This window comes from Streptomyces sp. NPDC040410, assembly GCF_055595715.1.
Genome location: NZ_JBVIVK010000008.1, coordinates 214,973 through 236,478, shown reverse-complemented (window position 1 = coordinate 236,478; position 21,506 = coordinate 214,973). Strand labels below are relative to the sequence as shown.

Below are 21,506 nucleotides of genomic sequence, written 5' to 3'. Positions count from 1 at the left end.
CCGGCCAGAGGAAGTCGCGCATCGACAGGGCACGGTCGCACGCGGTCGCATACGGTCGCGAAGGGTCCCGCGTCACAACGCGGCCCGGATCGCCCCCTCGATCTCCGGGAACGCGAAGGTGAAGCCCGACTCCAACAGGCGCATCGGCAGCACCCGTTGGCTGCCCAGGACGTCCCCGGCCAGCTCGCCGAGCACGGCCCGCAGCACGGGCTCGGGCACCGCGAACACCGTGGGCCGGTGCAGCACGCGCCCCATCGCCTCGGTGACCTCACGGTTCGTCAAGGGATGCGGTGCGGTCACGTTGAAGGGTCCGGACAGACCGTCGGTGTCGATGAGATGGCGGAGGGCGGCCACCTCGTCGTGCAGCGCGACGAACGACCAGTACTGCCGTCCGCTGCCCAGCCGCCCGCCCAACCCCGCCTTGAAGAGCGGGAACAGCCGCCCCCACGCCCCGCCGCCGCGGGCCACCACCAGCCCGGTCCGCGCGAACACCGTCCGTACGCCCGCCTCCCGCGCGGGCGCCGCGGCCCCCTCCCACTCCACGCACAGCGAGGGCAGGAAACCGTCCCCGGGCGGCGCGTCCTCGTCCACGGCACGGTCGCCGGTCTCCCCGTAGATACCGATCGCGCTGCCGCTCACGAAGACCCGCGGCGGGCTGTCCAGGCCCGCCACGGCCTCGGCGAGGGCCGCCGTGCCCAGCACCCGGCTGCACCGGATCCTCGCCTTGTACGCGTCCGTCCAGCGGCGCCCGCCCACCCCCGCCCCGGCCAGGTTGACCACGGCGTCGCACCCGGCGAGCCCGGCCGCGTCGACGTACTTCCGCTCGGGGTCCCACCGGACCTCGCCCTCGGCCCGGGGCGCCCGGCGCACCAGGCGCACCACCTCGTGCCCGTCCGCGGTCAGGGACCGCACCAGGGCGCCGCCGATGAGACCGGACGCGCCGGCCACCGCGATTCGGGAACGTTCCATGCCGCCCATTGTGCTCAGTGGACCCGCCGAAACCCGACCAGGGCCTCGCCGTCGTCCGGCTTAGGGTGACCGTCATGCCGGTACCGCACATACGCCACGCCACGCTCGACGACGAGGAGACGCTCGGTCTCCTCGACCGCGTCACCTGGTCCACGCTGCACTCCGTCCAGCCGCGCCCCCGGCCGCCGTACCCGCCCTTCTTCAACGAACGCTTCGGGCCGCGCGACCACCTCGTCGCCGAGCTCGGCGGCACGGTCGTCGGATACGTCCGCCTGGGCTTCCCGACGCCCCTGGCGTGCCACGCCCACGTCCGGCAGATCCAGGGGCTCGTCGTCGCCGAGGAGGCGCGCGGCGCCGGGGTCGGGCGGGCGCTGCTGCGGGCCGTGGTGGCGGAGGCCGGGCGGCAGGGGGCGCGGCGCATCACCCTGCGCGTCCTCGGGCACAACGGCCCGGCCCGCGGGCTCTACGAGTCCGAGGGGTTCGTGGTCGAGGGAATCCTGCCCGAGGAGTTCTTCCTCGACGGGAAGTACGTCGACGACGTGTTCATGGGGCGCGGTCTCTGAGCGGTGCGGGCTCACGAGGTGACCAGCTCGCCCGTGTCCACCGGTGCCGTCTCCTTCGCCGCGCGCTCGGCGGCGGAGGAGACCTCGGCCGCCGTCAGTACGTAACCGGTCTCGTCGTCCGAGGTGGAGCGGGCGAAGACGACGCCGTAGACCTTGCCGTCGGTGGTCAGCAGGGGCCCGCCGGAGTTGCCGGGGCGGACGGTGGAGCGGATCGAGTAGATCTCACGGGTGACGTTCGCGTCGCTGTAGATGTTCCGGCCGGTCGCCCGGACGCGGCCCGCGACGGTCGCCGCCTGCAGGTTCAGGCCGCCGGCCTGCGGATAGCCGGCCACGACCGCCGAGTCGCCGCGTGCGGCGCCGTCGTCGAAGCGCAGCACGGGGGCGCTCAGGCCGGGGACGTACAGCACCGCCACGTCCTTGTCCGGGTCGAAGAGCACCACCCGCGCCTCGTACGACCGCCCGACGCCCCCGATCCGCACGCTGGGCTCGTCGATGCCGGCCACCACGTGCGCGTTGGTCATCACGTGCCGCGGCGCGTACACGAAGCCGCTGCCCTCGCGGCCCTGGTTGCCGAAGGCGCCCTCGATCTTCACAGTGCTGAGCTTGGCGGCCTTCGTGGCGCTCGTCGTGACGCTGTCGCCGGAGGGCCTCGCGACCTCGGCGGTCGACTCGCTCTCGAACGGGTTGAAGACCTGCGGGAAGCCCGCCTCGGCGAGCGCGGACGTGGCGCGCGAGAACCAGGTGGGGGTGGTGTCCGGCATGGCGTCCTGCACGGTGCCCAGCAGCGTCGAGTCCCGGATCGCCGTCGTGACCAGCGGGGACGAGGACGCGCCCAGCACGCTGGCGGCCACCCACGCCACGATCAGCACGGCCACCGAGTTCGCCGCGGCCCCGCCGACCCCGTCGGCCACCCGGAGCGGACCCCTGCCGGAACGGTCCAGCTCGCGCCGCAGCCTGAGCGCGAGGCGCCCCGCCACCTCGTGTCCGGCCACCGCCGGGACCAGCACGGTCAGCACCGCCGTCACCGTGGCCGTCGTCGTCCCCGGAGCCACCAGGTCCATCACCCACGGCAGCCCCCACACACCGACGACCGCACCGCCCACGAAGCCGGCCAGCGAGACACAGCCGGCCACCAGTCCCCGCCGGTAGCCGGAGGCAGCGTAGGCCAGGACCACCAGTAACAGCAGGATGTCGAGCAGGTCCACGAGGCCGCCTTTCTCCAGGACCCAGGGGCGTCGTCACCTAGTACGCGCGGGACGGGCCCAGTGATCAGCCACGCGCGCGTGGCGCCCGGAACCGGCCACGCGTGCGTGTACCCCGGAAAACGTCTCGGACCGGGACGCTGGTTCCACCGGACGGCACAGCACACATCGCGGGCGGAACGAATCCGTCGGAGAGTGGGACCATGCGTGTCTTCCGAAGGCCGCGGGGCGCACGGAAGCGCCGCCGGGTACGAATACCCGGCGCCGCGGTCGTGCCGCTGGCCTGTCTGCCCGGAACGGCCGCCGCCCTCGCGCTGGCGCTGTGCGCGATCGGCGTCGACCGTACGGGCGCGCCGGCGGCGCGATCGGACGCCGTGGCCCGTCCCGCCGTCCACCACCACGCGCCCAGACCGCACATCGTGCCCAGGTCGGCCTGGGCGCCCGCCGACTACGACCGCACCCGCCCGCCCCCGCGCTACGACGACGAGGTCGTCGCCGTGTTCATCCACCACACCGACTCGCCGAACGACTACGACTGCGCCGACACCCCCCGCGTCATCCGCTACATCGCCGCGGGCCAGACCGGCGCCCGCCAGTGGGACGACATCGGCTACAACTTCCTCGTCGACCGCTGCGGCACCATCTACGAGGGCCGCGCCGGCGGCACAGACCGCCCCGTCACCGGAGCCCACACCCAGGGCTTCAACCACCGCACCGCGGGCATCGCCGCCCTCGGCACCTTCACGGCCGGCGTGGCCGTGCCCCGGGCGATGACCGACGCGATCGCCGCGCTGGCCGCCTGGAAACTCGGCCTCGCGGACATCGACCCGCGCGCGAGGGTGCACCTGGTCTCCAGCAACAGCCACAGCCGGTACGCGGCCGGCACCGCCGCCGTCCTGCCCGCCCTCGCGGGCCACGACGACGGCTACATGACGAGCTGCCCGGGCGCGGCCCTCAGCGTCCGCCTGCCGGAGATCAGGGAGCGGGCGGCGCGGCTGCAGGGCCGCAAATGAGGCCGGACGTGCGGTTCACAGGAACGGCACAGCCGCTGTGCAGGGCATTCCGAGGCCGGCGATCTACGGTCTTCACCAGAAGCCGACCGGAGGTGGGGATCATGAGCAGCAGCGTCAGCGGCAGCAGTCGTGTGTGGACCGTGGTCTGCGCGGTGGCGACCGTCGTCCTGGGACCGGCCGCCGCGACGGCGTCCGCCCTCGACCAGGCGAACAAGGCACCGCGGCACCACGCGGTCGGGATCGGCCAGGCGCAGGCGTACATCGCGTCGGACACGACCCGCCGCCGGGTCGCGGCATGAGGCCAGGTCCCGGCCGGGGATGCTCTCAGCGTCAGGACCTGAACCGCTCCCACAGCCTGGGGAACCGTTCCGCCAGCACCCGGTCGTGCTCGAAGTCCACGGGCGCGCCCTCCGGTTCGGGGGCCGCCGGCGGGATGCCGAGGTCGGGGGCGACGGTGCCGGTTAGTTGTTCGTATGCCTCGTCGGCGGCGTAGCCGAGGTCCTCGCCGTCGCCGTCGACCTCCTCGTCGAAGTCGTCCAGGAGGTCGGCGAGCGCGTCGGGCTCGTGCACCGCGGGCTCGTACACCTCACGTCCCTGGCCGATGAGCCAGCACCGGAAGAAGTCGAACGCGTCGTCGCTCGCCCCGTCCAGCAGGACCGCGGCGGCGCCCCAAAGATCCCAGGTATAGGCGCGGTTGTAGCGGGACTCGAAGTGACGGGCGAAGTCGAGGACCGACTCGGGGTCCAGCTGGAGCAGCCGCTCCACGAGCACGTCGGCCTGATCCTCGGGGTCGCCCCCGGCGGCATCGCGGGCGTCGTCGACCAGCTCCCAGAACTCCGTCTCGTCCATCACGGGTCCAGCATCGGCCCTGGACGGGTGGGGCGCACGCGGAGTGCGACGGATTGTTATGTCCCGTACAGCCGGGCGAGCCGCAGCGCGGCGTCCGAGAAGCGCGCCCGCAGACTCTCCGGCGCCAGCACCTCGACCTCGGGGCCGAGCGCCGTGAGCTGGGTGTGGGCGACCTCCTCGGACTCCACGGGCAGGGTCACCGTCACCCACCCGTCGCCGTCCGCGGGCCCCGCGGATCCCAGCGCCTGACGGGCGGCGAGCGGATCGACGGCGTGCGGCAGTCTCCGCGCCCCCTCCTCCGACAGCCGTATCCCGACCTCGGCCCGCAGGATCGACCGCGCGAACTGCTCGGCCCGCTCCTCCCAGAAGCCCGGCAGGTCGAACTCGTCGTCCCGCTCGAAGCGCTCCCGGCCCGCCTCCACCGCCGTGAACCGGTCGATCCGGTAGACCCGGAAGGAGCCTCGCCCCGGCACCCTCGCGCACAAGTACCAGACCCCCGCCTTGAGCACGAGCCCGTAAGGCTCCAGCCCGCGCGCCACCTCGGCCTCCCGGACGCGGTAGCGCGCGTCGATCCGCCGGTCGTCCCACACCGCGTCCGCGACCGCGGTCAGCAGTTCGGGCGTCTGCGGCTCCCGGAACCAGCTCGGCGCGTCCAGGTGGAACCGCTGTGCGGCGGTACGGGAGGCATCGCGCAGCGACGGCAGGAGCGCGGCGGACACCTTGAGGCGGGCGGCGGAGGCGGCGTCCTCCAGCCCCATCTCCCGCAGCGCCCCGGGCACGCCCGACAGGAACAGCGCCTCGGCCTCGCCCCGGGCCAGCCCGGTCAGCCGGGTCCGGTACCCGCCGATCAGCCGGTACCCCCCGGCCCGCCCCCGGTCCGCGTACACCGGGACGCCCGCCTCGGACAGTGCCTGCGCGTCCCGTGTGACCGTCCGCTCCGACACCTCCAGCTCCCGCGCCAGCTCGGCGGCGGTCATGGAGGAACGGGACTGGAGCAGCAGCACCATCTTGATCAGCCGGGCAGCACGCATACGCCCATGGTGCCCGGCACCACCGACAGTGGGGCCGGGACGACTTCGGCACCGCCGGTCACCGGCGCCGTGGCCGGGCACCCGTCGCGGCGGGAAGACGTCACCGGCAGCCGCATCTCGCCGGTTCCCTCTCCGCCGCAAGGGCGCTCGACCATCACGCGGCAGCCCGGCGGTGCCGAACTCACCGAGGTGGAACCGAGCCCTTACAGGCCGTACCGCTCGCGGGCCTCCTTCACGGCCGAGGCCTTTACCTCGCCGCGGCGGGCGAGCTGGGCCAGGGCCGCGACGACGATCGACTGCGCGTCGACGCCGAAGTGGCGGCGTGCCGCCTCACGGGTGTCGGAGAGGCCGAAGCCGTCGGCGCCCAGCGAGGAGTAGTCCTGCTCGACCCACTGCGCGATCTGGTCCGGGACCTGGCGCATGTAGTCGGAGACCGCGAGCACCGGGCCCTCGGCGCCCTGCAGCGCCTGCCGGACGTACGGCACGCGCTCCTCGCCGCGCAGCAGGGCCGCGTCGGCCTCCAGGGCGTCGCGGCGCAGCTCGGTCCAGGACGTCGCGGACCACACGTCGGCCGCCACGCCCCACTCCTCGGCGAGCAGCTTCTGCGCCTGAAGGACCCAGTGGATCGCCGTGCCGGAGCCCAGCAGCTGGACGCGCGGAGCGTTCGCCCCGGACACCTCCACGCCTGCCGACTCCACGGTGTTGAAGCGGTACAGGCCCTTGACGATGCCCTCGTCGACGCCGGGGGCCGACGGCTTCGCGGGCTGCGGCAGCGGCTCGTTGTAGACGGTGAGGTAGTAGAAGACGTTCGGGTCCTCACCGGGCAGAGCCTCGCCGTACATGCGGCGCAGGCCGTCCTTCACGATCGTCGCGACCTCGTACGCGAACGCCGGGTCGTACGTCAGCGCCGCCGGGTTCGTCGCCGCGATCACCGGCGAGTGGCCGTCGGCGTGCTGGAGGCCCTCGCCCGTCAGCGTCGTACGGCCGGCCGTGGCGCCGACGAGGAAGCCGCGGCCGAGCTGGTCGCCGAGCTGCCACATCTGGTCGGCCGTGCGCTGCCAGCCGAACATCGAGTAGAAGATGTAGAACGGGATCATCGCTTCGCCGTGCGTGGCGTACGCCGTGGAGGCGGCGATGAAGTCGGCCATCGAACCGGCCTCGGTGATCCCCTCGTTGAGGATCTGGCCGTTCTTCGCCTCCTTGTAGTACATCAGCTGGTCGCGGTCGACCGGCTCGTACGTCTGGCCCTTGGGCGAGTAGATGCCGAGGGACGGGAACAGCGACTCCATGCCGAAGGTGCGCGCCTCGTCGGGGACGATCGGCACCCAGCGCTTGCCGGTCTCCTTGTCGCGGACCAGGTCCTTGATCAGGCGGACGAAGGCCATGGTGGTGGCCACGTTCTGGGAGCCGGAGCCCTTGTCGAAGGAGGCGAAGGCCTTCTCCGCGGGGGCGGGCAGCGGGGCGACCGGGTGCACGCGGCGGGCCGGGGCCGGGCCGCCGAGGGCGGCGCGGCGCTCCTGGAGGTAGCGGACCTCGGGGGAGTCGGCGCCGGGGTGGCCGTAGGGGACGACCCCGTCGACGAACTGCGCGTCGGAGACCGGCAGCTCCAGCAGGTCACGCATCGTCTTGAACTCGTCCACCGTCAGCTTCTTCATCTGGTGGTTGGCGTTCTTCGACGCGAAGCCCTCACCGAGCGTGTGGCCCTTGACCGTCTGGGCCAGGATGACCGTGGGGGCGCCCTTGAACTCGACGGCCGCCTTGTAGGCCGCGTACACCTTGCGCGCCTCGTGGCCGCCGCGGGAGAGGTGGAAGCACTCGAGGATCTTGTCGTCGCTCAGCAGCTTCGCCATCTCGGCGAGCGCCGGGTCCTTGCCGAAGAAGTCCTCGCGGATGTAGGCGGCGCCGCGCGTCTGGTACGTCTGCACCTGGGCGTCGGGCACCTCGCGCAGCCGGCGTACGAGCGCGCCGGTCGTGTCGAGCTGGAACAGCTCGTCCCAGGCCGTGCCCCAGAGGGTCTTGACGACGTTCCAGCCCGCACCGCGGAACTGGGCCTCCAGCTCCTGCACGATCTTGAAGTTCGCGCGGACCGGGCCGTCGAGGCGCTGCAGGTTGCAGTTGATGACGAAGGTCAGGTTGTCCAGGCCCTCGCGGGAGGCCAGCGCGAGCGCCGCCGTCGACTCGGGCTCGTCCATCTCGCCGTCGCCGAGGAAGGCCCAGACGTGGGACGCGGAGACGTCCTTGATGCCGCGGTTGGTGAGATAGCGGTTGAAGCGCGCCTGGTAGATCGCGGACAGCGGACCGAGACCCATGGAGACGGTCGGGAACTCCCACAGCCAGGGCAGGCGCCGCGGGTGCGGGTACGACGGAAGGCCGTTGCCGCCCGCCTCCTGGCGGAAGTTGTCGAGGTGCTGCTCGGTCAGCCGGCCGTCGAGGAAGGCGCGGGCGTAGATGCCGGGGGAGGCGTGGCCCTGGATGTAGAGCTGGTCGCCCGAGCCGTCGGCCTCCTTGCCCTTGAAGAAGTGGTTGAAGCCGGTCTCGTAGAGCCAGGCGGCGGAGGCGAAGGTGGCGATGTGGCCGCCGACGCCGTGTTTCGCGCCCCGGGTGACCATCGCGGCCGCGTTCCAGCGGTTCCACGCGGTGATCCGGCGCTCCATCTCCTCGTCACCGGGCGCGGAGGGCTCGGCAGCGGTGGGGATGGTGTTGACGTAGTCGGTCTCGAGGAGCTTGGGCAGCGCGATGCCGTTGCCCTCCGCGCGCTCCAGCGTGCGGCGCATCAGGTACGCGGCACGGTGCGGGCCGGCCGCCTTGGCGACCGCGTCCAGGGAGGCCTGCCATTCGGCGGTCTCCTCGGGGTCGCGGTCCGGGAGCTGGTCGAGCTCGCTCGGCTGGATGGCGTTGGGGTCGGTCATGTCGCCGCCTTCCTCAGTCGAAGGGGGGTTCCCTCATCGGTAAGGGTTCGGGGTGCCCTATGTCTTTGGCAGGACAGGGCTGAGGGCTTTGAGTGCAAGCCCGTCGGCGACTCTAACTCGCTGATCGATGATCGATCAAAGGGTTGAGGGGCAAAACTTCTCGATTACGAGAAAATAGGCACGGGGTGTCGTTCGGGTGGACACCCAGTGCCGCGGGTCAGGCGTTTTCTGCAGGTCGGAGCCCACGATCGAGCAGGTGTACGCTCCGCCGAAGGGAAGCCTGGTGCCGCTGACGCGGCACTAGGCGCGCGGCGCGCACCCCAGCACATGAGCCTTCACCAGGTCGGCGATCCGGGGGTCGCGCCTCCTGAACGCCTGGACCAGCTCCTCGTGCTCCTCCGCGTACGACTGCTGGACCGTCCCCAGCCAGCGGATCGACAGCGCGGTGAACACCTCGATGCCGAGCCCCTCCCAGGTGTGCAGCAGCACCGAGTTGCCGGCCGCCCGTACCAGCTCCCGGTGAAACCCGACCGTGTGGCGCACCTGAGCCGTGCCGTCCGCATTGCGGTCGGCCTCGTACAGCGCGGCGACATGCGGTTCCAGGGCCGAGCAGTCCTCCGCCAGCCGCGCCGCCGCCAGCTCCGCCGCGATCGCCTCCAGACCGGCCCGGACCGGGTAGCTCTCCTCCAGGTCGGCAGCGGTCAGGTTCCGCACCCGTACGCCCTTGTTCGGCGCCGACTCGATCAGCCGCAGCGACTCCAGCTCGCGCAGCGCTTCCCGCACCGGGGTCTGACTGACCTCCAGTTCGGTGGCGATGCGCCGCTCGACGATCCGCTCACCCGGCTTCCAGCGCCCGCTGACGATCCCTTCCACGATGTGCTCGCGGATCTGTTCGCGCAGCGAGTGGATGACGGGCGCGGTCATGAGGGCTCCTTAAGACGGGGCCGCCCCTGGGCCCCTGGGGCGTTTGACGTTTAGACAATACGGCCGCGGGACCGTCGGAGAGGGGCGCACGGGGGCGCTTTCCCGCAGGTGAGACGAGACTTACACGCAGCGCACCGCGGTCATGCCTGTAAAGACCCGTTCCGGACACGGCCATGAAACGCGGTGCCCCCGCCCGGAGGTCTCCGGACGGGGGCACCGTTCAAGCTGCCGTACCCGCAATACGGGTTACCCGGGTTACAGGCCGAGCTCGACCTCGAACTCGCCCGCCTCCAGGATCGCCTTGACCGCGGTCAGGTACCGGGCCGCGTCGGCGCCGTCCACCAGACGGTGGTCGTAGGACAGCGTCAGGTAGGTCATGTCGCGGACGCCGATGACCGTACCCTCCTCCGTCTCGATGACGGCCGGGCGCTTCACCGTGGCGCCGATGCCGAGGATCGCGACCTGGCCCGGAGGCACGATGATCGTGTCGAACAGCGCGCCGCGCGAACCGGTGTTGCTGATGGTGAAGGTCGCGCCGGACAGCTCGTCCGGGGTGATCTTGTTGGCCCGGACCTTGCCCGCGAGGTCCGCCGTGGCCTTGGCGATACCGGCGATGTTCAGGTCGCCCGCGCGCTTGATGACCGGGGTCATCAGGCCCTTTTCGGAGTCCACCGCGATACCGACGTTCTCGGTGTCGAAGTAGGTGATGGTGCCCTCGGCCTCGTTGATCTTGGCGTTGATGACCGGGTGGGCCTTCAGCGCCTGGGCCGCCGCCTTGACGAAGAACGGCATCGGGGAGAGCTTGACGCCCTCGCGCGCGGCGAAGGAGTCCTTTGCCTGGGCGCGCAGGCGCATCAGGCGGGTGACGTCGACCTCGACGACCGAGGACAGCTGGGCCTGCTCGTGCAGGGCCTTGACCATGTTGTCGCCGATGACCTTGCGGATGCGCGGCATCTTGACGGTCTGGCCGCGGAGGGGGGAGGCCTCCAGGGCGGGCGCCTTCTTGGCAGCCGGAGCAGCGGCGGCCGGAGCCGGAGCGGCAGCGGCGGCCTTGGCGGCCTCGGCGGCGGCGATGACGTCCTGCTTGCGGATACGGCCGCCGACGCCGGTGCCCTTGACGGAGGCCAGGTCGACGCCGTTCTCGGCGGCGAGCTTGCGCACCAGCGGGGTCACGTAGGCGCCGTCGTCACCGGCCGGCGCGGCAGCCGGGGCCGGGGTGACCGGAGCCGGAGCCGGAGCGGCGGGCGCGGGCGCCGGAGCCGGAGCGGGCGCCTCGGCGGCGGGGGCCGGAGCCGGGGCAGGAGCCGGCGCGGCCGGAGCCGCGGGCGCGGGCGCCGGGGCAGCGGCGGCGGGCGCGGGAGCCGGAGCGGCAGGAGCCGGGGCGGCCACCGGAGCGGCACCCGGGGCGCCGATCACGGCCAGCTTGGCGCCGACCTCGGCCGTCTCGTCCTCGCCGACCGTGATCTCGAGCAGCACACCGGAGGTGGGCGCCGGGATCTCGGTGTCGACCTTGTCCGTGGAGACCTCGAGCAGCGGCTCGTCGGCCTCGACGGAGTCGCCGACCGACTTCAGCCAGCGGGTGACGGTGCCTTCGGTGACGGATTCGCCGAGCGCGGGCAGGACGACGTCCGTGCCCTCGGCGGAGCCGCCGCCGGCAGCGGCCTCGGCGGTCGGAGCCGGGGCCGGAGCCGCCTGCTCGGTGGACGGCTGGGCCTGCGGGGCCGGCTCGGGCGCCGGTTCGGAGACCGGCTCGGCGGCCGGGGCCGGGGCGGCAGCGGGCGCGCCCGTGCCGTCGTCGATGACGGCCAGCTCGGCGCCGACCTCGATGGTCTCGTCCTCGGCGACCTTGATGGAGGCCAGGACACCGGCGGCGGGCGAGGGGATCTCGGTGTCGACCTTGTCGGTCGACACTTCGAGCAGCGGCTCGTCGGCCTCGACGCGCTCGCCCTCGGCCTTCAGCCAGCGGGTGACAGTGCCCTCGGTGACGCTCTCGCCGAGCGCCGGAAGGGTTACGGAAACCGCCATGGTTTCGGTTGCTCCTTACAAGTGCGGAAGTCTGTGTCGTCGCGTTCGTCGACCGAGGGTCAGTCGTGCGAGTGGAGGGGCTTGCCGGCCAGGGCCAGGTGGGCCTCGCCGAGCGCCTCGTTCTGCGTCGGGTGGGCGTGGATGAGCTGGGCCACCTCGGCCGGCAGCGCCTCCCAGTTGTAGATCAGCTGGGCCTCGCCGACCTGCTCGCCCATGCGGTCGCCGACCATGTGGACGCCGACCACGGCACCGTCCTTGACCTGGACGAGCTTGATCTCGCCCGCGGTCTGCAGGATCTTGCTCTTGCCGTTGCCCGCCAGGTTGTACTTGAGAGCGACGACCTTGTCCGCGCCGTAGATCTCCTTGGCCTTGGCCTCGGTGATACCCACGGAGGCGACCTCCGGGTGGCAGTACGTCACCCGCGGCACGCCGTCGTAGTCGATCGGAACGGTCTTCAGACCGGCCAGGCGCTCCGCCACCAGGATGCCCTCGGCGAAGCCGACGTGCGCGAGCTGGAGCGTCGGGACCAGGTCACCGACGGCAGAGATGGTCGGGACGTTCGTCCGCATGTACTCGTCGACCAGGACGTAGCCGCGGTCCATCGCGACGCCCTGCTCCTCGTAGCCGAGGCCCTGCGAAACCGGGCCGCGGCCGACGGCGACGAGGAGGAGCTCCGCCTCGAACTCCTTGCCGTCGGCGAGGGTGACCTTGACACCGTCCTGGGTGTACTCGGCCTTCTGGAAGAAGGTGCCCAGGTTGAACTTGATGCCGCGCTTGCGGAAGGCGCGCTCAAGAAGCTTGGAGGAGTTCTCGTCCTCGACCGGGACGAGGTGCTTGAGGCCCTCGATGACCGTGACGTCCGTACCGAAGGACTTCCAGGCGGAGGCGAACTCGACGCCGATGACACCGCCGCCGAGGACGATCGCCGACTTCGGCACGCGGTCCAGGACGAGGGCGTGGTCCGAGGAGATGATCCGGTTGCCGTCGATCTCCAGGCCCGGCAGCGACTTCGGCACGGAGCCGGTCGCCAGCAGGACGTGGCGGCCCTGGACGCGCTGTCCGTTCACGTCGACGGAGGTGGGGGAGGACAGCCGGCCCTCGCCCTCGATGTAGGTGACCTTGCGGGAGGCGACGAGCCCCTGCAGACCCTTGTACAGGCCGGAGATGACCCCGTCCTTGTACTTGTGGACGGCCGGTACGTCGATGCCCTCGAAGGTGGCCTTGACGCCGAACTGCTCGCTCTCGCGGGCCTGGTCGGCGATCTCGCCCGCGTGCAGCAGGGCCTTGGTGGGGATGCATCCCCGGTGCAGGCAGGTGCCGCCGACCTTGTCCTTCTCGATCAGGGCGACGTCCAGGCCCAGCTGCGCCCCGCGCAGCGCCGCGGCGTAACCACCGCTACCACCGCCGAGGATCACTAGGTCGAAAACGGTGCTGGCGTCGTTCGCCACGTCACGTCCTCCATGCATGTGCGCCGTACGCCGGTCGTCAATGACCGGGCGGCGGCTGGTGTCCGGCCGCTCTTTCTTCGGCCCTGTGGTGGGGGCCCTGTCCTGCCGAGCCCCATCTTCGCACTTGTCGGGGGCGAACGAGACGCCGGGATGGTGTGTGAGACGTCGCACTGTTCACGGCCACGGGCAAGCCGACCCACCCGAGGGACGCGAGGAACCGCGCGATCGACCCGCATGATCCGCACCCGCCGTGCGACAGAAGTGACAGAGCCGGCAGGCGGCGGGGCCTCGTGCTACCCGCATACGAGGCCCCGCCGCAAGATCGGCCTCAGCCCAGATCCCCCGCAGCCGCCAGCTCGGCAACCCGCACCAGCGTCCGCACCGCGGACCCCGTGCCGCCCTTCGGCGTGTAACCGAACGGACCGCCCTCGTTGAACGCCGGCCCCGCGATGTCCAGGTGCGCCCAGGTGATCCCCTCGCCCACGAACTCGCGCAGGAAGAGCCCCGCGACCAGGCCGCCGCCCATCCGCTCGCCCATGTTCGCGATGTCGGCGGTCGGCGAGTCCATCCCCTTGCGCAGGTGCTCCGGCAGCGGCATCGGCCACGCCGGCTCGCCGACCTCCTCCGCCGCCTCGAACACCGCGGAGCGGAACGCGTCGTCGTTCGCCATGATCCCGAAGGTGCGGCTGCCGAGCGCCAGCATCATCGCGCCGGTCAGGGTCGCGACGTCCACGATCGCGTCCGGCTTCTCCTGCGAGGCGGCCCACAGCGCGTCCGCGAGGACGAGGCGGCCCTCGGCATCCGTGTTGAGCACCTCGACGGTCTTGCCGCTGTACATGCGCAGCACGTCGCCCGGCCGGGTCGCGGAGCCCGACGGCATGTTCTCGGCCAGCGCCAGCCAGCCGGTCACGTTGACCTCGAGACCCAGGCGCGCGGCGGCGACCACGGCGGCGAAGACCGCCGCCGCACCGCTCATGTCGCACTTCATCGTCTCGTTGTGCCCGGCGGGCTTGAGCGAGATGCCGCCCGAGTCGTAGGTGATGCCCTTGCCCACGAAGGCGAGGTGCTTGTCCGCCTTGGAGTGCGAGTACGACAGCTTCACCAGCCGGGGAGCGGCCTGGGAGCCCGCGCCCACGCCGAGGATGCCGCCGTAGCCGCCCTTCTCCAGGGCCTTCTCGTCGAGCACCTGCACCTTGATGCCGTGCTGCTTGGCCGCGCTCTGCGCGAGGGCGGCGAACGACTGGGGGTTGAGGTCGTTCGGCGGGGTGTTGATCAGGTCGCGGGCGCGGTTGAGCTCCTCGGCCACGGCGGTGGCACGCTCGATCGCCGCCTTGTACGCCCGGTCGCGGGGCTTGCCGCCGAGCAGGGCGGCCTCGGCGAGCGGGGCCTTGCCGTTCTTGGCCTTGGCGGATTTGCCGTTGTCCTTGTAGGTGTCGAAGGAGTACGCGCCGAGCAGCGCGCCCTCGGCTACCGCGCCGGCGTCGGCGGCGTCGGTGAGCGGCAGGGCGAAGGCGGCCTTCTTGGAGCCGGCGAGGGCGCGGGCGGCGGCGCCGGCGGCCCTGCGCAGCGCCTCCGCGTCGAAGGCGGAGTCCTTCTCGGGCTCGGCGCCCAGGCCCACCGCCACCACGAGCGGCGTCTTGAAGCCGGACGGTGCGGGGAGCTTCGTCACCTCGCCCTCGGTACCGGAGGCACCGAGGGTCTCCAGGACGCCGGCGAGTTTGCCGTCGTACGCCTTGTCCACGGCCTCGGCGCCCGGTGCGACGACCAGGTTCCCAGACCTGGATGCAGCGCCCTTGGCGACACCGATCACGATCGCGTCGGCCCGCAGGCCGGGCGCCGCGGCGGTGCTGAGAGTGAGAGCAGTCACGGTGGTGGAATCTCGCTTCCCTTGAAGTAATGGCGGCCGAGAGGGGTGGGGTCGGCCAGGCCCGACGTCCGACTCTATTTCCGGCCATGAACCAGGGTTCGCCCGGGCAGGCGAGCACCCGGCACGAGCCTACGCTCGGCGGGCCTTCCGATCATTGCCGCGGCCCGTTCACCTCTCGGTGGCGCCATGGCCGCTTCTCGATCCTCACGCCCGGTGAGGTGAGTCACACTCATCGGGTTCCGCCAAGCACTCCGTCCCCTCCTTTGCATGATGTCCACAGATCCTCCTCGTATCAATCACGCGGAGATCCTTCGGGGGAGGAACAACTCATGGGCTGCACGCGTACTGATGGAGAGCCGCCGCCGGTCATCCTCGAAGTACGACGCAGCACACTCTGGAGCCCGCCCGTTGAGACGCACGCCCTTTCTGGCCGTCCTGGTCCTGCTGCTGGCGGCCTGCGGCACCGGGCCCGGCGACAAGCCGGTCGGCCCGCGCTGGCGGCCGCACCCCGGCCTCGCCTGGCAGTGGCAGCTCAGCGGGCGCCTCGACCGGTCCGTCGACGTGCCCGTCTACGACATCGACGGCTTCGGCCACTCCAAGGCCACGGTCGCCGGCCTCCACCGCCGCGGCCGCAAGGTCATCTGCTATCTCTCGACCGGCGCCTGGGAGGACTTCCGCCCGGACGCGAAGAAGTTCCCCGGGCCGGTGCTGGGCCGCGGCAACGGCTGGCGGGGCGAGCGCTGGCTCGACATCCGCCGTACGGACGTCCTGGAACCCCTGATGGCGGCCCGCCTCGACATGTGCCGGGCGAAGGGCTTCGACGCGGTGGAGCCGGACAACATGGACGGCTACCGGAACCGCACGGGTTTCCGCCTCACGGCCGCCGACCAGCTCCGCTACAACCGCCTGATCGCCCGCCTCGCCCATGAGCGCGGCATGGCGGTCGGTCTGAAGAACGACCTCGACCAGATCCCCCGCCTGGTCGACGACTTCGACTTCGCGGTCAACGAACAGTGCGCCCAGTACGGCGAGTGCGCGGCCCTGAAGCCGTTCATCAAGGCGGACAAGGCCGTCTTCCACGTCGAGTACGAGCTTCCGGCCCGCCGCTTCTGTGACGACTCCCGCCGCCTGCAGCTGAGTTCCATGCTCAAGAAGTACGAGCTGGGGGTGTGGCGCCGGGCGTGCTGAGCTCACCCCAGTGAAAGAACGGCCAGCGCCGTGGTCGCCGCCGTCTCCGCGAGCCCGCCGAAGACGTCCCCGGTCACCCCGCCGAACCGCCGTGTGCAGTGCCGCAGGAGGAGTTCGGCGGCGGCGGCGGCCGTGACGACCGAGAGCGCGGTGCGCACGATGTCGTGCGCCCCGAACAAGGCACCCGCAGCTGCCGCGGCAGCCGTGACGGCGACGCCCACGGTCACCGCACCGCCCACCGGCACCACGCCCGCCACGGCCGCCCCCAGCCCCTCGGGCCGGGCGGCCGGCACCCCGGTGCGGGCGGCCAGCGTGAGGGCGAGCCGGGCGGCCGTCGCCGAGACGACCGCGGCGAGGGCACCGCGGGCCCACGAGTCGCCGTACGCCTGTGTCAGCGCGGCCACTTGGGCGAACAGCACGAAGACAAGGGTGATCACCCCGAACGGCCCGATGTCCGACTGCTTCATGATCCGCAGCGCGTCCTCCGCGGGCTTTCCGCTGCCGAGCCCGTCCGCGGTGTCCGCGAGACCGTCGAGGTGGAGGCCGCGCGTGAGGACGGCCGGTACGGCGGCCGTGGCGACGGCGGCGAGCAGCGGGCCCGCGCCCAGGAAGAGCAGCAGCACTCCGAGCGTCGCGGCACACCCGCCGACCACCAGCCCGGGCAGCGGGGCGCACAGCATTCCCCCGCGGGCAGCCTCCCGGTCCCAGCGGGTCACCCGCACGGGGAGCACGGTGAGAGTGCCGAAGGCGAAGCGGAGGCCGTCCGGCCAGGAGGGGGTCTTGGACACCGGCGCAGATTACCCGGCGGTCGGAAGGGGGTCCGGGGCGACTGTGGATGCGCCCGCGAGGTGCGTGGATAAAGTGATCCATATGGGACATTGGTTGCAGCGGAACATCATCGAGCCGGGCAAGCTGCCCCTGCTGCTCGCGCTCACCGCCTTCGTCCTGACCTTCGTGATCACCCGGGTCATCACCCGCCTCATCCGGGCGGGCAAGGGCCCCTTCGGCAACGTCAGCGCCGGCGGACTGCACATCCATCACGTGGTCCCCGGCGTCATCCTCGTCGTCGTCGGCGGATTCGGCGCGGTCGGCAGCGGCCGGCACGGCTTCGGCTCGGCCTTCTCGGCGGTCGTCTTCGGCATCGGCGCGGGTCTCGTCCTGGACGAGTTCGCGCTGATCCTCCACCTCGACGACGTCTACTGGACGGAGGCCGGCCGCCAGAGCGTCGAGGTCGTGGTGGTCACCGCCGCCCTGGTCGGCCTGCTCCTCGCGGGCTTCTCGCCCTTCGGCGTCAACGACCTCTCCCAGGACGAGCTGCAGGACCGGGGCACCGTCATCTCCAGCATCGGGGTGAACTTCCTCTTCTCCCTCCTCGCCCTGAGCAAGGGCAAGGCCCGCACCGCGATCTTCGGCGCGATCATCCCCGTCATCGCTCTGGTCGGCGCGATCCGCCTGGCCCGCCCCGGCTCCCCCTGGGCCAGGCGCTTCTACCGCCGCCGTCCGCGCGCCCGCGCCAGATCGACTCTGCGCACCTACCATCACGATCGTCGCTGGGCCGGCCCCAGCCGCAAACTTCAGGACCTGATCGGCGGCAAACCCGACGAGCCGGTGGTCCCCGCCGTCCGCCGTTGAGGCGGGCCGCCGGAGCGGCGTACGGCGCCCTCGCCGTAGGGACGGCCGCCGGGTGCGTCCCGGGCGGTGTGCTTCGGGTCTTGATGGGCATCGCGATCGCGGCCGGTGCGGCTCGGCCCCGTGCTTCAGGACCCGACCGGCGGCAAACCCGACCCCGTGGACCCCGGCGTCCGCCGGTGACGCAGCGCCGAGACCGCGCACAGCAGCGCCGCCGCCGCGATCGCCGCCAGGTGCTCCTTGCCGGCCAGGTTCTCCTTCAGGAGCACCTCGGCCACCATCGCCGCGAACACCGCACCCGCTGTGACATACGCCCCGTAGCGCCAGCCGAGGAACACCGCGAGGCCCACCACGGCGGCCGACGGGCCGGTGTCCACGACCCGTGCGTCCGCGACGGGCAGCCCCAGCGGGCTGTCGGGGCCAAGCCAGATGCCCACGCGCGCGTACAGCGTTCCGGCGAGTGTCGCGGCGTACGCGACGGCGAGCGTCCGCCACCGGCCGAGGCAGATCTCCGCGATCCCGAACACGAGCAGGATCTGCGCGAGCGCACCCCACACCGGCAGGTCCAGGGCGGGCACGAACAGCGACAGGGGGGTGCGCAGCAGGGCCGGCCACAGCGGGTCCCCGGCCCGTACGGCCCCGATGTTCTGCACGAATTGGTATCCCCACGACTGGTTCTGCACCACCTGGACGACCGCCGTCAGGCACACCGCCCCGACGGTCATCGGGATCGCCCGCCACCTCCGCTTCAGCAGCGGCTCGCGCACCGTGGCGTACAGCAGCCCCCATTCGGCGCGGGCCCAGCGGACGAGGGCGTTCATCTGCGGGTCTCCAAGTGCTTGCGGTGCAGCCACTTCGGCAGTCCCGGGGCCTCGAGGAACCCTTCCGCGCGCGCGGAGGCGATGGCGATGCGCGGCAGGTCCGCGCTCTTCTCGAAGAGCAGGAACCGCGGCTCCCAGATGGGCCGGTACTTCGCGTTGGCGCGGTACAGCGACTCGATCTGCCACCAGCGGGAGAAGAAGCCGAGCAGTGACCGCCACAGCCTCAGCACCGGTCCCGCGCCGAGACGCGCGCCACGTTCGAAGACCGACCGGAACACGGCGAAGTTGAGTGAAACCTGGGTGATCTGGATCTCCCGGGCGCGGCGCAGGAGTTCGATGACCATGAACTCCACCAGCCCGTTGTCACAGGCCCGGTCGCGCCGCATGAGGTCGAGGGAGAGCCCGTGCCGCCCCCAGGGCACGAACGAGAGCAGCGCCCTCAACTCGCCCTGCGCGTCCGTGCATTCGAGCATCACGCAGCGCCCGTCCGCCGGGTCCCCGAGCCGCCCCAGCGCCATGCTGAACCCGCGCTCGGTGGCTCCGTCGCGCCAGTCGTCCGCGTGCCGCAGCAGATTCGCCATCTCGTCGGCCGGGATGTCCTCGTGCCGCCGGACGCGGACGGAGTAGCCGGCCCGCTTCACCCGGTTGCAGGCCTGCCGCACGGTCCGCATCGCGCGCCCCTCCAGCGTGAACTCGGCCACCTCGACGAGGGCCTCGTCCCCGAGTTCGAGTGCGTCGAGGCCGTGCCGGGTGTACACCGTCCCCGCCTCCTCGCTCGCCCCCATCACGGCCGGGATCCACCCGTGAGCCCGCGCCTCGGCGAGCCAGGGTCCGATGGCGCCGGGCCACGCCTCCGGATCGCCGATCGGATCCCCGGATGCCAGCGAGACGCCGCCCACGACCCGGTACGCGACGGCCGCCTTGCCGGTCGGCGACCAGATGACGCTCTTCTCCCGCCGCAGCGCGAAGTACCCGAGCGAGTCCCGGTCGCCGTTCCGCTCCAGCAGGCTCCGCAGCCGCTTCTCGTCGTCCTCGGTGAGCGGGTCGACGGCGCGCCGGGAGCGGAAGGCGGCGTAGCAGACCGCGAGGACGAGGGCCGTGCTGAGGACGTTGACGGCGACGCCGACCCAGTGCGGCGTGCTGATGCCGGGTGTGCCGGAGTCGTCGGCGGCGACGGAGACGAGTCGCAGGGTGCCGTACCACCAGCGTTCCGTGAAGGCCGATCGGCCGGGCGCCCGGTTGGTGACCGTCACCAGCAGCGCGGCGAGCAGCGAGGACACCAGCAGTCCCGCCACCGCGACGACGGCGGCGAGCCTCGGGTTGGACCGGTCGCCCTTGGCGTAGAACTCACGCCGCCCGAGCAGGAGGGCGGCTACGAAGACGGCGGTCAGCAGGAGTGAGACCCAGTTCTGCGCGTACCGCCGGATCTCCGGGAAGACCATGGCGAAGGCGAACAGGGCGAGGAACGGCCCGGCGAGCACGAGGTTGAGGATCCACGCGGCGCGCTTGCGCCGCCGCAGGGTGACGGCCAGGAACGCCGCGAACACACCGGAGGCGAAGCCGGCGGTCAGCAGGTACGGCGTGAAGAGGTTCTCCTGGTTGTGCCGGCGCACGTCCTGCCCCAGGGAGACCCACACCGCACTGAGGAAGTTGACGAACGCGACGGCCCGGACGTACCAGACGGCGAAGGCGGCGGCCCGCCGCGAGGTGTGAACCCGTTCCTCGGCAATGCGGGCATATCCCATGAGTCGGGATCATATGGGCGCCTTTGCGTGATCTCTTTCCGCCGCAACGGCGCTCAGCCCCGACGGCGTAGTCGGGAGGTGCCGGACCGGCCGTACCGGACGACTACTCCTCGTCCGGCTTCTCCGCGATCTCCGGTTCCCCGGAGTGTTCCGGCTTCTCGGGCAGCTCGGCCGCCAGCGCGGCAGCGGCCTGCACCAGCGGCAGCGCCAGCAGGGCCCCCGCGCCCTCCCCGACGGTCACCCCTTGGTCGAGCAGCGGCTCCAGCGCCATCCGGTCCAGCGCCTTCGCCTGCCCCGGCTCCCCGCTGTTCTGGCCGGCGAGCCACCAGTCCGGCGCCCGGAAGGCGACCCGCTGCGCCACCAGCGCGCACGCGGCCACCACGACCCCGTCCAGGATCACCGGCAGCTTGCGTACGGCGCTCTGCAGCAGGAAGCCCGTGATGGCGGTGAGGTCGGCTCCGCCCACCGCCGCCAGCAACCGGAGCTGGTCCCCGAGCACGGGCCGGGCCCGGCGCAGCGAGTCCCGGATCGCCGCGCACTTGCGCATCCACGCCAGGTCGTCGATGGCGAGCCCGCCCCGGCCGGTCACGACGGACGCGTCGGTCCCGCACAGCGCGGCGATCAGCACGCCCGCCGCGGTGGTCCCGCCCACGCTCACATCGCCGACCACCACCAGATCCGTACCGGAGTCGGCCTCCTCGTCGGCCACCGCGACCCCGGCCCGGAAGGCGGCCTCCGCCTCCTCGGCCGTCAGGGCGTCCTCGAGGTCGATCCGCCCGCTGCCGCGACGCACCCGGTGCCGTACGACCTCCGCGGGCACCGTCTGCGGGTCGCAGTCCAGCGCCATGTCGACGACCCGCACCGGAACGCCGAGGCGCCGGGCGAGCACCGACACGGGACGGCCGCCCTCCAGCACCTGGCGCACCAACTGGGCGGCACTGCCCGCGGGCCGCGCCGAGACGCCCAGTTCGGCGATCCCGTGGTCACCGGCGAACAGCACCACCCGCGGCCGTTCGATCGGCCGCACCGGCACGGCCGACTGCGCCGCGGCCAGCCACTCGCCCAGGTCGTCGAGGCGGCCCAGCGCCCCGGGCGGCACGACCTGACGCTCCCGGCGCGCCTCGGCGTCGCGGCGGACCCCGCCGTCGGGGCGCTCGATCAGATCGGTGAAGTCGTCGAGATTAAGCGAGCTCATTCGCCGAACAGTACCGGCCCCGGTCGAACAGGAAGCCGCCACAGGGTCACCCCGTCTCCGCCACGTCGTTGCGCCCAAGATCGCGATCCCATACGTTCCCTTTTGTACTTGATTGTCGTACGACCCCT

18 protein-coding genes are annotated in these 21,506 nt (G+C 72.1%); 5 read left to right on the top strand and 13 right to left on the bottom strand.

Going from position 1 to position 21,506, the window contains the following annotated elements; all coding sequences use genetic code 11:
- Window positions 1-72 precede the first annotated feature (72 nt).
- A complete protein-coding gene (locus ACZ562_RS18980) occupies window positions 73-969 on the bottom strand; it encodes a TIGR01777 family oxidoreductase (RefSeq protein WP_471180123.1) in 897 nt (298 codons plus the stop codon).
- A 74-nt stretch (window positions 970-1,043) separates the two neighbouring features.
- Between ACZ562_RS18980 and ACZ562_RS18975 the strand changes: the two genes are divergently transcribed.
- Window positions 1,044-1,532, top strand: a complete 489-nt coding sequence (locus ACZ562_RS18975; protein WP_471180122.1) for a GNAT family N-acetyltransferase — start codon at window positions 1,044-1,046, stop codon at window positions 1,530-1,532.
- An 11-nt stretch (window positions 1,533-1,543) separates the two neighbouring features.
- Here ACZ562_RS18975 and ACZ562_RS18970 read toward each other — a convergent pair whose 3' ends face one another.
- Window positions 1,544-2,737: a MarP family serine protease gene (locus ACZ562_RS18970; protein ID WP_471180120.1), complete on the bottom strand. Its 1,194-nt coding sequence runs from the start codon at window positions 2,735-2,737 to the stop codon at window positions 1,544-1,546.
- A gap of 200 nt (window positions 2,738-2,937) precedes the next feature.
- Here ACZ562_RS18970 and ACZ562_RS18965 point away from each other — a divergent pair, with 200 nt between their 5' ends.
- Together ACZ562_RS18965 and ACZ562_RS18960 are read left to right on the top strand one after the other, a co-directional pair.
- Entirely contained in the window at window positions 2,938-3,747 is an 810-nt protein-coding gene (locus tag ACZ562_RS18965; protein ID WP_471180119.1) for a peptidoglycan recognition protein family protein, read from the top strand.
- Window positions 3,748-3,848: 101 nt separating this feature from the next.
- Entirely contained in the window at window positions 3,849-4,046 is a 198-nt protein-coding gene (locus ACZ562_RS18960; RefSeq protein ID WP_471180117.1) for a hypothetical protein, read from the top strand.
- A 31-nt stretch (window positions 4,047-4,077) separates the two neighbouring features.
- Here ACZ562_RS18960 and ACZ562_RS18955 read toward each other — a convergent pair whose 3' ends face one another.
- The 7 genes from ACZ562_RS18955 to ACZ562_RS18925 all read right to left on the bottom strand — a co-directional run bounded on the left by ACZ562_RS18955 (window position 4,078) and on the right by ACZ562_RS18925 (window position 14,800).
- On the bottom strand, window positions 4,078-4,596 hold the full coding sequence (locus tag ACZ562_RS18955; protein ID WP_471180330.1) for a DUF4240 domain-containing protein: 519 nt from the start codon (window positions 4,594-4,596) through the stop codon (window positions 4,078-4,080).
- 56 nt (window positions 4,597-4,652) lie between these two features.
- The gene (locus ACZ562_RS18950; RefSeq protein WP_471180115.1) at window positions 4,653-5,627 is read right to left on the bottom strand and encodes a helix-turn-helix transcriptional regulator; all 975 of its coding nucleotides are present in this window, start codon (window positions 5,625-5,627) and stop codon (window positions 4,653-4,655) included.
- Between the two features lie 203 nt (window positions 5,628-5,830).
- Window positions 5,831-8,536, bottom strand: a complete 2,706-nt coding sequence (gene aceE, locus ACZ562_RS18945) for a pyruvate dehydrogenase (acetyl-transferring), homodimeric type (protein WP_471180113.1) — start codon at window positions 8,534-8,536, stop codon at window positions 5,831-5,833.
- A 300-nt stretch (window positions 8,537-8,836) separates the two neighbouring features.
- A complete protein-coding gene (locus tag ACZ562_RS18940) occupies window positions 8,837-9,460 on the bottom strand; it encodes a GntR family transcriptional regulator (protein ID WP_471180110.1) in 624 nt (207 codons plus the stop codon).
- Between the two features lie 255 nt (window positions 9,461-9,715).
- Window positions 9,716-11,485: a 2-oxoglutarate dehydrogenase, E2 component, dihydrolipoamide succinyltransferase gene (sucB, locus tag ACZ562_RS18935; protein WP_471180108.1), complete on the bottom strand. Its 1,770-nt coding sequence runs from the start codon at window positions 11,483-11,485 to the stop codon at window positions 9,716-9,718.
- A 59-nt stretch (window positions 11,486-11,544) separates the two neighbouring features.
- Entirely contained in the window at window positions 11,545-12,933 is a 1,389-nt protein-coding gene (lpdA, locus tag ACZ562_RS18930) for a dihydrolipoyl dehydrogenase (protein WP_471180105.1), read from the bottom strand.
- A 328-nt stretch (window positions 12,934-13,261) separates the two neighbouring features.
- Window positions 13,262-14,800 carry a leucyl aminopeptidase gene (locus tag ACZ562_RS18925; RefSeq protein ID WP_471180102.1) on the bottom strand — a complete coding sequence of 513 codons (1,539 nt, stop codon included), beginning with the start codon at window positions 14,798-14,800 and terminating at the stop codon, window positions 13,262-13,264.
- Window positions 14,801-15,148: 348 nt separating this feature from the next.
- Between ACZ562_RS18925 and ACZ562_RS18920 the strand changes: the two genes are divergently transcribed.
- Window positions 15,149-15,988 carry an endo alpha-1,4 polygalactosaminidase gene (locus ACZ562_RS18920; protein WP_471180100.1) on the top strand — a complete coding sequence of 280 codons (840 nt, stop codon included), beginning with the start codon at window positions 15,149-15,151 and terminating at the stop codon, window positions 15,986-15,988.
- 2 nt (window positions 15,989-15,990) lie between these two features.
- On the opposite strand, the gene ACZ562_RS18915 is transcribed toward ACZ562_RS18920, so the two are convergent.
- Complete coding sequence (locus tag ACZ562_RS18915) at window positions 15,991-16,776, bottom strand: adenosylcobinamide-GDP ribazoletransferase (RefSeq protein ID WP_471180098.1); 786 nt, start codon at window positions 16,774-16,776, stop codon at window positions 15,991-15,993.
- A gap of 82 nt (window positions 16,777-16,858) precedes the next feature.
- Between ACZ562_RS18915 and ACZ562_RS18910 the strand changes: the two genes are divergently transcribed.
- On the top strand, window positions 16,859-17,620 hold the full coding sequence (locus ACZ562_RS18910) for a hypothetical protein (RefSeq protein WP_471180096.1): 762 nt from the start codon (window positions 16,859-16,861) through the stop codon (window positions 17,618-17,620).
- A 125-nt stretch (window positions 17,621-17,745) separates the two neighbouring features.
- On the opposite strand, the gene ACZ562_RS18905 is transcribed toward ACZ562_RS18910, so the two are convergent.
- The 3 genes from ACZ562_RS18905 to cobT all read right to left on the bottom strand — a co-directional run bounded on the left by ACZ562_RS18905 (window position 17,746) and on the right by cobT (window position 21,378).
- Window positions 17,746-18,438 carry a hypothetical protein gene (locus ACZ562_RS18905; RefSeq protein ID WP_471180094.1) on the bottom strand — a complete coding sequence of 231 codons (693 nt, stop codon included), beginning with the start codon at window positions 18,436-18,438 and terminating at the stop codon, window positions 17,746-17,748.
- Window positions 18,435-20,183 carry a phosphatidylglycerol lysyltransferase domain-containing protein gene (locus ACZ562_RS18900; RefSeq protein WP_471180091.1) on the bottom strand — a complete coding sequence of 583 codons (1,749 nt, stop codon included), beginning with the start codon at window positions 20,181-20,183 and terminating at the stop codon, window positions 18,435-18,437. The genes ACZ562_RS18905 and ACZ562_RS18900 overlap by 4 nt, the downstream gene beginning before the upstream one ends.
- 103 nt (window positions 20,184-20,286) lie before the next feature.
- Window positions 20,287-21,378: a nicotinate-nucleotide--dimethylbenzimidazole phosphoribosyltransferase gene (cobT, locus tag ACZ562_RS18895; protein WP_471180089.1), complete on the bottom strand. Its 1,092-nt coding sequence runs from the start codon at window positions 21,376-21,378 to the stop codon at window positions 20,287-20,289.
- Window positions 21,379-21,506 lie beyond the last annotated feature (128 nt).